The following is a 13,635-nucleotide window of genomic DNA, read 5'->3' as shown; positions in this document are numbered from 1 at the left end:
TTATTAATCATTAAGAATTACCGAAGATGAAGCGAAAATTATTATATATACTATCACTGGCGCTGTTTTCTTTCACTTCCTGCAGCCTATTTGAAATGGATAACATTGATGCACCTGCTGAAACCCTGCAGGGCGAAGTGGTGGATGCGGAAACTGGCGAACCTGTGCTTACAGACCAGGGAAGTGAGGGCATTCGCGTGCGTTTGACTGAACTAAGCTGGGGTGAAAATGTCACTCCTAATCCTGATTTCTTTGCGAAGCCCGACGGCACATTCCAGAATACAAAATTGTTTAAAGGAACGTATAACGTGCGGATTGACGGGCCTTTCATTCCCTTACTGCGTGAAGACGATCGTGGTGTTCCACTTGCCGACGAAACCCATACGGTAGAGATCAATGGCCTTACCAAAGTAAGGTTTGAGGTGCAGCCGTTCCTTAAAGTGGGATGGGTAGGAGAACCTCAGGTGATCAATGGTAAAATAAGAGCTCAGGTGCGCGTTACACGTGGTGTTTCTGAAGAGGGTTTTCGCTCGAAGATTGAACCGATGGGTGGGTATAGCAACAGTTTTTTGAATGTCACTGATATCCAGTTGTTTGTTAGTTACTCTTCCACAGTAGGTTATCGTGCACGCGATGAGCGCTGGTCAAATCAAATCGAGTATTCCGGATCAGCGTTTAATTCATTGTTGGGAGAAACGATCATCATTGAATCCAACGGCACTATTCCTTCCGGAAGAGTAGTCTTTATCCGGGCAGCGGCACGTATCAACTACGATACACCAAAAGGCAGCGGCATCAGAAGATGGAATTATAATGCACCTATGCAGGTGATGATCCCCTGAATTACATCCAAGGCTTAAAGCCATCTCCCCCTTAAGGTGGCTTTAAGTTTTACCTTCTTTAAGCAGCATGATCATTGTATCAATACGCGTTCGGTGTAGATGCACCGTACATGATTTGCTTTGCTGCTAAGGGTAATGATTTGCTTCGCTTCAACAAAGGATATTCATACCAATGAAAAAACCTGTTATACTTTATCTTCTGCTGGCGCTTTTCATTCATGCCTGTTCCCGGCCTTCACAAATAGAGAAAGAGTCACAAAACCTGTCCGGAGAAAAAACAGCTTTTCAAACTTCCAATCCCTGGAAACCTGTAACTGACGTACGCGCAGATGTAGCGATTGTTTACAGCGTGAAAGATCATCACGGAAAAGGAAATCTGACATTTGAGGAGCGCGTTCAAACCTGGCGCGACAGAGGTTATACAACGCATTTCATGACCGGAATTGCCTGGGGTGAGTACCAGGATTATTTCACCGGCGGCTGGGATGGAAAAATGCATCTCGATGAGGGACAGGTAACCCAAAAGGGAGATACCCTGTGGCACGGACGCATGGTGCCGTACATTGTGCCTTCCATGAATTTCACAAACTATTTAAAGGAGAGGGTTATTAAACGGGTTATTGATGCAGGCATTGATGCTATTTATCTTGAAGAACCTGAATTCTGGGCCCGTGCCGGTTACAGCGAAGCTTTTAAAAGGGAATGGAAAGCATATTATGGATTCGACTGGAGACCTCCCCACGAATCTCCTGAAAATACTTATTTATCAAATAAGTTAAAATACCACCTCTATTACCGTGCTGTAAACGAGTGCTTTACCTATGCAAAGGAGTACGGTAAAAGCAAGGGAATGAACATTCGTTGTTACGTTCCCACGCACTCGCTGGTAAATTACTCGCAGTGGATGATCGTTAGTCCCGAAGCCAGTCTGGCATCTTTGCCCTGCGTAGATGGTTACATTGCCCAAGTCTGGACAGGCACCTCGCGTGAACCAAACTATTTTAACGGCCAGGCAAAAGAACGCGTATTTGAAACTGCTTTTCTGGAATACGGTTCCATGGAGTCCATGACGGCACCTACAGGAAGAAAGATGTTCTTCCTCACCGACCCAATAGAAGACTGGCCCCGCGATTGGGCAGACTACAAGAAAAATTACGAGGCCACCTTCACAGCACAACTACTTTATCCGATGATTGCCGATTATGAAGTGATGCCCTGGCCAGACCGGATCTATGAAGGCTACTATCGCACTAGTGCGAACAGCGATAACAAGGAACGCATCCCACGCTTTTATTCAACCCAGATGCAGGTCATGATCAATACCCTTAATAACATGCCCTTATCAGAAAATAAGGTTAGTGGCTCGCAGGGAATTGGTGTGCTCATGGCCAATTCATTGATGTTTCAGCGTTTCCCCGTTCACCAGGGCTACGAAGATCCACAGCTGTCCAATTTTTATGGACAGGCGCTTCCTTTGTTAAAACGAGGCATTCCTGTTAAAACAGTTCATATTGAGAATGCTTCATTCCCACAAACCTGGAAGGATATAAAACTCCTGATCATGTCTTATTCCAATATGAAACCAATGGATAAGGCAGCACATAAACACATTGCTGAATGGGTAAAAAAAGGGGGTGCGCTCGTGTACTGTGGCACTGATGATGACGCCTTTCAAAATGTGCAGGAGTGGTGGAATACAGGTGAGAATACTTTTAAAATTCCATCCGAGCATTTGTTTTTGAAACTGGGTTTGAATGAACCCTTTCAAGCAGGTGAATATACCGTTGGCAAGGGAAAGGTTTACATCATGCGCAACGATCCGAAAGAGTTTGTATTAGAGGAAAACAGCGACATCGAGTTTATAAATACCATTAAGCGGTTGTACGAAACCGAAACCAGTGGAGGAGCGCTTCAATTCAAGAACCACTTCTCATTGACAAGGGGACCTTACGAAATCATTTCAGTAGTAGATGAAAATCCGGATCATTCTCCCTATGCCATCAAAGGAATGTTTATTGATTTATTTGATCCTGAAATTCCTGTTCTGACAGAAAAAAAGGTCAATCCGGGAGAGCAGGCATTTTTATACAATATTGGCAGTGTTAAAAATCCCGAAACACCTCAGGTATTGGCCACAGCGGCAAGAGTCTACGACGAAAAAATAGCAAAGAATGAATATGCTTTTGTGGCCAAAAGTCCCCTGAACACCACCAACGTGATGCGCATACTTTTACCTGAAAAAGCAGCCAAAGTAGCTGTTACTGATGCTGCCGGCAAGCTGTTGGAGTCGAGTACCAGCTGGGACGCATCAAGTAAAACCTGCATGCTAAGTTTTGAAAACGATCCGAACGGCGTTCATGTGAAACTAAGCTGGTGAATCACAATCGGGAGCGGTAAGAAGGAAATGAATCAAAATAATAAAGATTAAAAATTAAGATGATAAGGAAAATTAGATTATTAGGGCATACACTTCTGTTATGTTGCTTTATCCTGAAAGTAGATGCGCAAGTTGCTGATCCTGTCGGCTATGTAAGCACCCTTGTGGGCACAAACTCTAAATACGAGCTTTCAACCGGAAATACCTATCCGGCTGTTGCCCTTCCCTGGGGTATGAATTTTTGGTCTCCCCAAACCGGAAAGATGGGCGACGGATGGATGTACACCTATACTGCAGATAAAATCAGGGGATTTAAACAAACGCACCAGCCCAGCCCGTGGATGAACGACTACGGTCAGTTTTCTTTGATGCCTATTACGGGTAAGCCTGTTTTTGATGAGGATGAAAGGGCAAGCTGGTTTTCTCATAAAGCAGAAATTGCTAAACCTTATTACTACCGTGTGCATTTAGCCGACCACGATGTGACCGCGGAAATAACGCCGACGGAAAGGGCGGCAATGTTCCGCTTTACGTTTCCTGACAGCAAAAGCTCATTTATCGTTACAGATGCTTTTGATAAAGGATCTTTTGTAAAGATCATTCCGGAAGAAAATAAAATCGTTGGCTACACAACTAGAAATAGCGGAGGAGTGCCAGACAATTTCAAAAACTACTTTGTCATTGTGTTCGATAAGCCTTTCTCCAGTTATTCGATTGTTAAAGATGGGAAAATAGAAGAAGGAGCAAAGGAATTTGAAGGAAACCATGCCGGCGCCATCATCGGTTTCGCAACAAAACATAAGGAGCAGGTACATGCACGTGTGGCTTCTTCTTTCATCAGTGAAGAGCAGGCACTGATTAACTTAAAAGAATTAGGTAACTCTAAATTTGATGAGGTTGCAAGTAAAGGGAAACAGCGTTGGAATGAGGTGTTAGGCAAGATTAAGGTTGAGGATGATAATATTGACAACATCAGAACTTTTTATTCCTCTTTTTATCGATCGGTCCTGTTCCCGAGAAACTTTAGCGAAATTGGTGAGAATGGTAAAATTGTCCATTACAGTCCGTATAATGGCAAAGTTTTGCCAGGCTACATGTTCACGGATACCGGATTCTGGGATACTTTTCGCAGCCTGTTCCCGTTCCTGAACTTCTTGTACCCTTCAGAAAATGTAAAAATGCAGGAAGGCCTTGTGAATGCCTATAAAGAAAGTGGTTTTCTTCCTGAATGGGCAAGCCCGGGGCACCGGGATATTATGGTGGGCAATAATTCAGCCTCTGTTGTTGCCGATGCTTACCTGAAAGGCCTGCGTGGCTATGATATTGAGACATTGTGGGAAGCGCTTAAGCACGGCTCAAACAGTGTGCACCCCAAGGTCTCCTCTACGGGAAGAAAAGGCTACGATTATTACAATACTAATGGCTATATTCCTAACGATGTAGATGTTGACCAGAATGTTGCCCGTTCTTTGGAATACGCCTACGACGACTGGACGATTTATCGCCTGGGAAAAGCGCTTAATAAACCGAAGAGTGAAATTGATGTGTATGCGCAAAGAGCCCTCAATTATAAGAACCTTTATAATCCTAAAGCAAAATTGATGGCTGGCAGGGCAAGCAGTGGTTCTTTCTCCGATGCATTTAAACCTACAGACTGGGGCCGTGATTTTACCGAAGGAAACAGCTGGCATTATTCCTGGTCCGTTTTTCATGATCCTCAGGGGTTAATCGATCTGATGGGCGGCCAAAAAGAGTTTGTAAACATGCTCGACTCTGTTTTTATCATTCCGGGTTCAAGGGGCATGGAAAGCCGCTCTATGATTCACGAAATGCGCGAAATGCAGGTGATGGATATGGGGCAGTATGCACATGGCAATCAGCCGATTCAGCACATGGTTTATTTATATAATTATGCCGGCGAACCCTGGAAAACTCAGTTTTGGGCCCGTGAAATCATGGACAAATTATATGCTGCAACACCTGATGGATATTGTGGCGATGAGGATAACGGTCAAACATCTGCCTGGTACGTTTTCTCTGCTTTAGGTTTCTATCCGGTATGCCCGGGTAGTAACGAGTACATCGTGGGATCTCCTTTATTTAAGTCTGTAAAAATCAAATTAGAGAACGGAAAAGAGCTACAGATAACGGCAGATAATAATTCAAAAGAAAACCGCTATGTGGCTGAAATGAAGCTAAACGGGAAAAACTATACTAAAAATTACCTGACGCATGAAGATTTGATGAAAGGGGCGAAAATCAATTTTAAGATGAGTTCAGCCCCGAATAAAAGCAGAGGTACAGATAAAAGAGACTTTCCATATTCTTTCTCTAATCAGAAATAAAGCAGTAGAGACATTCATAATTTCGAAATCAAAGGTGCATCCCTTTTCCCGGATTTGTAGCAGGGACAATTTTAAGCATATTTTGTGGTCTGTATATATTGTTAAAACAATTAAGCTATATGTTAAAAAGATTTTTAATTCCAATACTGGTCATGTTCGTTGCAGGAACTTCATTAAGTTCCTGCAGCCAGTCAGTTGCGCAGGTAGAAGAAGAAGCAGGTCTGGAATTTCGTGCGCCGGCTTATCCATTGATCACCATTGATCCCTATATAAGCGCCTGGTCAACCTCCGACAAATTATTCGATACACCGGTCAAACACTGGACAGGTACGAATCATTCGTTGATCGGTGCCGTTCGTGTTGACGGACAAACCTATCGCTTTCTTGGAAAGGAGGAAATTCCGCTGCAGCCGGTTTTGCCCAATGCTAAACATGAAGCCTGGATAGGAAAGTGGGTAACCACCGAACCTGCAAAGGGCTGGGAGAAAGCCGATTTCAATGATGCTTCATGGAAAAGTGGTAAAGCAGCTTTTGGCACACCCAATACTGGCGAAACCAATACGGGGTGGGAAACAAAGGAAATATGGGTACGGAGGGAATTTAACATGCCCGCAGTAAACCAGGATAGTGAACTTTACCTCATTTATTCGCACGACGATGATTTTGAGCTATACCTGAACGGCACTCAGATCGTAAACACTGGCAACCGCGCCAAAAGCAATATCATTGTGAAGCTTGACAGGAAACTGTTAAATACCAATGGGAAGAATGTTATTGCCGCACATTGCCTGGACCGTGGTGGCTTGGCTTATGTCGATTTCGGTATTTTCAAAGAAAGTGATGTAAAACCCGTTTTTGCGCAAACTGCCATTCAAAAGAGCGTAAAAATTACCGCTACACAAACCAAGTATAATTTTACCTGTGGACCGGTAGACCTACAGCTCGAATTTGTTTCTCCCCTGTTGATGGATGACCTTGATCTGCTTTCTCGTCCAATTAACTACATCAATTATATGGTGGTCTCTAACGATGGACAATCGCACGATGTGGAGGTGTATTTTGAGGCTACACCGGAATGGGCTGTTAATGAATTAAGCCAGAAAGTTGAGGTGACAACCGGCAAAACAGGAAACGTAATTTTCGCTAAAGCGGGCACTACAGAGCAACCCGTATTGCAAAAGAAGGGGGATAATGTGCGCATAGACTGGGGGTATCTTTACCTTGCTTCCGAAGAAACGGAGAATAGCACTGTGGGTATTGGTGATTTTTCAGCCATGAAAAAGTCTTTTCTGGAAAGTGGGAATATAAATGCTGCAAAAGATAAGATCACTGCCATACCATCTAACACAATGCCGGTACTTGCCAGCACCGGCAAGCTCGGAGAAGTTTCAACAAATCCTGTAAGTGCTTATTTAATGCTGGGTTACAATGATATTGAATCTATACAATACTTCGGTGAAAATCTAAAAGCCTGGTGGACAAAAGACGGAAAGGTAAGTTTTGATGAGGTTCTGACTGCTGCTGCTGCTGACCACCGCAACATCATAGCTCGGTGTGATGCTTTTGACAGTAAGGTTTACCGGGAAGCGTTCGAAGCGGGAGGTGAAAATTATGCCCGACTTTGTATGCTGGCTTACCGCCAATCCATCGCAGCGCACAAATTGGTTAAAGACAGCCAGGGCACAACACTCTTCCTTTCAAAAGAGAATTTTAGTAATGGGTCTATTGGCACCGTGGATGTTACCTATCCATCTGCACCTTTATTCCTGAAATACAACCCCGAACTGCTGAAAGGAATGCTGAACCCCATTTTTTACTATACCGAAAGCGGGAAATGGACTAAACCCTTTGCAGCTCACGATATTGGCACCTATCCCATAGCTAACGGACAAACGTATGGCGGCGATATGCCGGTGGAAGAGTCCGGTAATATGTTGATTCTTACCACGGCCATTGCCGTGGTGGAAGGAAACGCTGATTACGCAGAAAAACACTGGGGAGCGCTCACCACCTGGGCAAATTATCTTTTGGAAAAAGGTCTTGATCCGGAAAATCAATTGTGTACCGACGATTTTGCAGGGCACTTTGCCCATAATGTTAATCTTTCGGCAAAAGCCATTATGGGTGTTGCGGGCTATGGAAAACTGGCAGAAATGCTTGGCAAAAAAGATATAGCTGCAAAATACACCTCGGCAGCAAAGCAAATGGCACAGGAATGGGTAAAGATGGCTGACGATGGTGACCATTTCCGCTTAACATTTGATCAGCCGGGAACATGGAGCCAGAAATATAACCTGGTGTGGGATAAATTATTAGACCTTGACATTTTCCCGGAAGGTGTGGCACAGAAAGAAGTAGCCTATTATCTCACCAAGCAAAATGAATATGGATTGCCGCTGGATAATCGGAGAACGTATACCAAAGCCGATTGGATTGTCTGGACAGCTACCCTGGCAAATGATAAAGCCACATTTCAAAAGTTTATCGACCCTCTTTATGCTTTTGTTAATGAAACCCCCGATCGTGTACCTATGAGTGACTGGTATGAAACTCCTGGTGCCACACAGGTTGGTTTTCAGGCACGTTCTGTAGTGGGAGGTTACTTTATTAAACTGTTGGAAGAGTAAAATTCAACAAGTAAGGAACCCCTGAAAAGACTGGTTAAGCCTGTTCAGGGGTTCTTTATTTACTACTAGCTTTACACCTGATGATTTGATTTATAAGGTTGCTCTAGCTTACGCTTTTATAAGATTGAGGATACTCATTTCCCATTGCTTTTTTATATTCAATAACAAATGACTGGTATCTGATTTTGGCTTCATCATTCATCTTCAATCTTTGCAAGGCTTTGATCTGATATGTAAACGCAACCTCATTCAATGGATCGATATTTAGCAATGCTTCTGCTAAAGCAATGGTTGTCTGATAAAACTCTGCAATAAAACTTTTTTCTATTTCCACCAAAAGAACCGGTTCCAGTTTCTTTTCCAGTTCTTCTTTCAATGAATCAAATAAAGGATGGTCAGAGAACTGCAGGAACTTGCCGCGGGCGAGTATTTCAAAGAACTCATCTCTGTGTGCTTCTAGTTCATTTGAAGAGATGATTTGAATACAACGGGTATAATCGCAGTAGAACGCTTCGGTTTGCACGAGCTTAAAATACCCTTTGTCATATATTAACTCTATGCCATCAAGATCACTCAAAGCTTTGCGCAAATGGTTAATCGTCACTCCTCTGGAGTTTTTTACCTTATCTGCAGGTTTATCCGGCCACAGTATGCTGCTGAGGCGCTGTGACGCGATGCCCTCCTTGGCCGTGCTATAATGTAATATAAGGCAAAATATCTGCTTCAGTTGTTCACTGAACATATAGGTGATGTCGCGATTGTTTCGGTCGCGGACGGTGAAATCTCCAAAAAGATAGATGGAATTAGCTTGTGTTGCCGTTTTTGTCTTGTTCTCAACCACATGAGTATTCCCAATATCATCAGCAAAAGCATCAGCATGAACATCAGCATTAGCTATGCTGTGGTTTCGCTTCAGCTTTTTAAAGACGATGTAACCAACAACCGAGGCCAGTGAAAGCGAAAGAAGCACTATAACCAGTATGTTATTGCTTTTGGCTCCCGAATAACTTGTTAGCGCTTGGGCTGTGATAGGAGGAAAGGCCAGGGAATAAACTTTTAGGTCAGAGGAAATATCATCCTCAAATTCCTGAACGACGGCATACAGGTTGTTCAGTCCGCTGTCGTAATACAGGTTGGCGTTGGTCGTAATCTTATCGGAGTATATTGGGATGGAATCCCCAAGTATTTCATAACTACCATCCTTCATCGAAAATCGGTAAAGTTTGAGAAACGACTCAGAGAAATGCTCCGGATAGCACAATGTATAAAAGTAGGAATCATTCAATACAACCATTCCTCTTACCGGAACTACATTATCTTGTTGCCATTCAATTTCCCAAAGCTTTGTGATATGCTTTGCATCCAAATCTACTTTGTACAGATCATAATAATATTTTCTTCCGACGGTCTGTTCTCCCGATTCGTTGCCCATTCCGCCAAATATGTAGACTGAGTTTGTTTCTTTTAAATATCCCACTGAAGGGAAGTAACGGGGTGAAATTGGATCTCCTGTAAAACCATCCATTCTATACCATTCATTCTGGCTAAGATCGTAGGTAAAGAAATTCTTACTGTAGCGCATATTTCCAAAGCCTCCGAAGATGGTATATTGCTCAGCATCTGGATTGAAGTAAGAACCATGATGATGTAGCTGGCTCGGAAGCTGGCTAGAGTCCCGGGCAACCCACTGATAAGTGTCCAGATCAAGACTGGCTACTGTAGCCCCGGCATAGTTGTCGTCAGGCGTGGCATAGTATACCTCATAGGTGTAGAGTTCATTTTCCCTGGTATCAATAAAGTTTGTTCCCAATATCAGTTTAACAGGGCACTTTTCTCTAAAAACCTTTATGTCCGTATTACCTGATCGAACATTGTATATAAGCAATGAGTCTCTATTGAAGTAATATATTTCCTTTTTTGCGGGATTATAATTGGCACCGGCTACTGATAGGGACTGAAATGAAACTTTATACCTCCAGTGATAAGCATCATTCACCAGCCACTCCGGATTAGAAACTTTGCCAATAGCATTACCACTCATGTCATGAACGATATTACCTTCACTTTCTTTAAGCTTAAAAAAATACTTCTCTTCGTTGCCAACGGAAAGATCTTTTATAGCGAAGGAGGGAACATCTATGATGTGATCGCTTTTGCCAAATAGAATAACTGGGTGATATGTAGTAGGAAGATCTTTGTTTTTTGCACCAAATATTCTATTGTGTATTGTTAATTTTATTGAATCACTTTTCAGATCGAATGAAATTTTCATCTTTACCCAATGCATGTCAAGTATTTCATCCTTGTTTATGCTGGCAACGATCAGGCTGTTATTTCCTTCCTCATTAAATTTAAAAGTCAGGTTATCACCCTGTCCATCGTAGAACAGATTATAGATTCTGTTGCTTTCTTTATTTTTGATCCGAAGTATGTATCCAAACTCAGTTGTTGGATAAAGAGACAGGTTAAATTCAATATTGAAGTAGTCAGAAAATACGACAGTTTCATCCCCGAAAACATCGTACGATGTTCGCTGATTTATTGGCTTTTCACTGCCATAAAATTTCAAGCCTCCATGTGGAGACGCATACAGGGGCACAAAACTAGAAATAAGGAATATGTAGCAAAGTGATCTTAAGGATAAGCACATAGTCTTAAAATTCCGATAAAAACTCCATACATCTCCATCCAGTCTAATCATAAGAGTTTTATTCACAGTTTGTCCGAGACAAAATAAAAAAAAAGAAATTCTAAAAAGGTAATGTCAGCACAAAAAGAAAAGCAGTGTGGGGGGAAAGAGCACTGATAACTGAAGGCCTTTGCAGAAGCTAACAGCACTGTACATTCCGGGGCGGAAGGTAAGATCGGAACTACATTGTGCATATGCATCAGATCCATAACAGCGTAAAATGGTTAGCCTCAAAGGATCAGAAGAATTTGCTCAAAAGTCTAAAGAACCGCTTAATAAACTAGGTAAAGCTAATTTTGAGCTACGGGTACTATTATAATCCCCCTACTCCGGCCTATGTCGCCCCAGAGTTCAAGATTTATGACCGATCTGTCTCAACCAACTGAAGCCTCCACAGGAATTTTGCTATATTGAAAGTAGATTTGCACCTTCAAAATCAAAAGCCAGCATCTGTACGTACGGAATGATGCCTGGATAGATAACTTGCAGCGGATAGGAGGGCAATTGGTGCATGATCAACATTCGTTGGTTTTACTTTGCCAGCTATAGCCACTCCGAACAATTAGAAATACGATAAGCATGCGTGTACAGCCTAAACCAGTGCCTGCATTTTGATGTAAATCCTGTGTCTTCAGCAGTCGTAATATAAAAAAGAGTTACCTTATATAGTGAGCGGGTTACGAGGCAGTTCTATATATGAATTAGCAGTTGAACTCATGAGATGGATTCATTGGAAAATTTAAAGTCGAAGGAGCAATTGTGGAGCGATTTTCAGCACGGGAGTGAGCAGGCATTCTCGGTGCTGTATAATACTTATTTTAATTTGCTGTATAATTATGCCAGTAAGTTCACTTCAGACAAAGATTTGATCAAAGACTGTATCCATGATCTGTTTATCAGGCTCTGGGAGCGAAGGGATACAACGAAAGAGGTTACTTCACCTAAATTTTACCTGCTCAAGGCAATGAGGCATAGTATCTTCAATGCATTGGCGGAAAAAAAGAAATTGGTTCATGATGAGGAACACCTGGCAGAAGACAGGTTTGAATTCGTGCTGCCACATGAATCCTTGCTTATCTCCCGCCAGATTAGCAAGGAACAGCAGGAACATATTGTACGTGCTCTGAATACCCTAACGGACAGACAGAAAGAGGTGATCTTTTTAAGATTCTACAACAACCTTTCTTATGAAGAGATTGCTGCTGTGATGGATTTACATGTTGATTCCTGCTATAACCTGGTATCTAAAGCGTTAGGCTTGTTAAAAAAGAACATTGTTAAGGTGGGGCTCTGCCTTATGGTGATAAACGAAATAAAGCTCTACTTTTTCCTGAAAGATACTGTTTAACCCCACTATGTTGTAACCGGTAATCCCTTCTTCTGCAAAGATAGGGGAGGCTTTATATCCAACAGCCATTATAAGCACACCCACCTGATTTATAACTACCGTTTCTAGCTTCTGCCATTTTCTGATCTTTCACTTCTGCCCTTGAAAGCCAGGCCGTACAGCTTTCAAAAAATAATTTTAAAAAAAATAATTTTCATTGATGAGATTCTAGCAGGTGCACTGTCTTAGGTATAGAAAGTAACTTCATACGTTTGCGAAAACGTATGAAAGTTTTCACAAGACAACATGAGAGGCTATTAACGTCTGCTGCCCAGTGCTGCTAAGGCTATGATCCTTCTCCATAAATAGGTTAGACCTTCTGCTATAACTTAAAGCATGCAATACAAAGACTATACGGCTGAGGCTTTTGCCTTGGATACAGATTTCCAGCAATGGGTGCAACAGCCTACGCCTGCCCGTGATCAGTTTTGGCAACAGTGGCTGCTGGAACATCCGGAGCAGTCGGCAGAGGTGGAGCGTGCACGCCACCTGATCCTGCTGGCTAACTTTCGTGAACACCAGCCCAATGCCGAAGAAAAGGAGGAGGTGTGGAATAGAATAGTTGAAACACGCAGTTCAGCAAAAGTACGCAAGCTTGAACCACCACAAAAGCGACAGGTGTGGTATGCATGGGCGGCGGCAGTTGCAGCACTTATCTCCATTTGTACAGTTTTTTTTCTGGTACAGTTTAATAACCCTGTACGCTACACCACAGGCTTTGGAGAATCCAGGCAGGTGTTGCTTGAGGATGGATCAAGTGTTCTGCTGAATGCAAACTCCAGCCTGGAGGTGCTGCCTTATTGGGGCCTGGGTCCCTCCAGGAAAGTGCGTCTGGAAGGAGAGGCTTTTTTCAAGGTGGTTAAGAATAAAGGGGCAGGGGATAAAAAGTTTACCGTGCATACAAAAGAACTTGATGTGCAGGTACTTGGTACCCAGTTTAATGTCTTCAGCCGGCCCAGGAAAACTCAGGTGGTCCTGAACACAGGAAAAGTAAAGCTGGCACTGAAACAATCTACAGGCATTCAAACCATCATGATGAAGCCAGGGGAACTTGTGGAACTTGATGCCTCTGAGCGAACTCCCCTCATACTGGAAGTAAATCCTGCCTTATACAATGACTGGACCCGCCAGGAATGGATTCTTGACAATACTACATTCGGGGCAGTAGCAGCAAAGCTGCAGGAAACCTTTGGAATAGAGATAAGCTTTGCCAATCCGGATATTGCACAGGAGCGGATGACAGGTGTGGTTTCTACCGCTAACCTGAATGAGCTTTTGGATGCGCTGGCAACCATCAACAAACTAGAGATACAAAGAAATGGCGAGCGTGTAGTTTTTACCAGGTGATAACAGAATAAATTAAACCAT

The 13,635-nt window shown here is 42.8% G+C and carries 7 protein-coding genes; 6 read left to right on the top strand and 1 reads right to left on the bottom strand.

The window, feature by feature from the left end; genetic code table 11:
• Nucleotides 1–26: 26 nt before the first annotated feature.
• From KWJ01_RS09900 to KWJ01_RS09885, 4 genes are all read left to right on the top strand, one after another.
• On the top strand, nt 27–842 hold the full coding sequence (locus tag KWJ01_RS09900; RefSeq protein WP_224996274.1) for a DUF3823 domain-containing protein: 816 nt from the start codon (nt 27–29) through the stop codon (nt 840–842).
• A 172-nt stretch (nt 843–1,014) separates the two neighbouring features.
• A complete protein-coding gene (locus KWJ01_RS09895) occupies nt 1,015–3,219 on the top strand; it encodes a hypothetical protein (protein ID WP_224996273.1) in 2,205 nt (734 codons plus the stop codon).
• 59 nt (nt 3,220–3,278) lie between these two features.
• Entirely contained in the window at nt 3,279–5,564 is a 2,286-nt protein-coding gene (locus KWJ01_RS09890; protein ID WP_224996272.1) for a GH92 family glycosyl hydrolase, read from the top strand.
• Nucleotides 5,565–5,683: 119 nt separating this feature from the next.
• Nucleotides 5,684–8,191, top strand: coding sequence for a glutaminase domain-containing protein (locus tag KWJ01_RS09885; RefSeq protein ID WP_224996271.1), 2,508 nt, complete (start codon nt 5,684–5,686; stop codon nt 8,189–8,191).
• A 103-nt stretch (nt 8,192–8,294) separates the two neighbouring features.
• Here the strand turns inward: KWJ01_RS09885 and KWJ01_RS09880 are convergent, their stop codons facing one another.
• Entirely contained in the window at nt 8,295–10,790 is a 2,496-nt protein-coding gene (locus KWJ01_RS09880) for a DNA-binding transcriptional activator (protein ID WP_224996270.1), read from the bottom strand.
• 820 nt (nt 10,791–11,610) lie between these two features.
• On the opposite strand from KWJ01_RS09880, the gene KWJ01_RS09875 reads away from it, so the two are divergent.
• Nucleotides 11,611–12,228: an RNA polymerase sigma factor gene (locus tag KWJ01_RS09875; RefSeq protein ID WP_224996269.1), complete on the top strand. Its 618-nt coding sequence runs from the start codon at nt 11,611–11,613 to the stop codon at nt 12,226–12,228.
• A gap of 375 nt (nt 12,229–12,603) precedes the next feature.
• Nucleotides 12,604–13,614 carry a FecR family protein gene (locus KWJ01_RS09870; protein WP_224996268.1) on the top strand — a complete coding sequence of 337 codons (1,011 nt, stop codon included), beginning with the start codon at nt 12,604–12,606 and terminating at the stop codon, nt 13,612–13,614.
• Nucleotides 13,615–13,635: the final 21 nt, after the last annotated feature.

It is taken from the genome of Cesiribacter sp. SM1 (genome assembly GCF_020178975.1).
Classification (GTDB): Bacteria; Bacteroidota; Bacteroidia; order Cytophagales; family Cyclobacteriaceae; genus Cesiribacter.
Note: the sequence above shows the minus strand (reverse complement) of the source record. Positions and strands in the feature narration are given on the sequence as shown.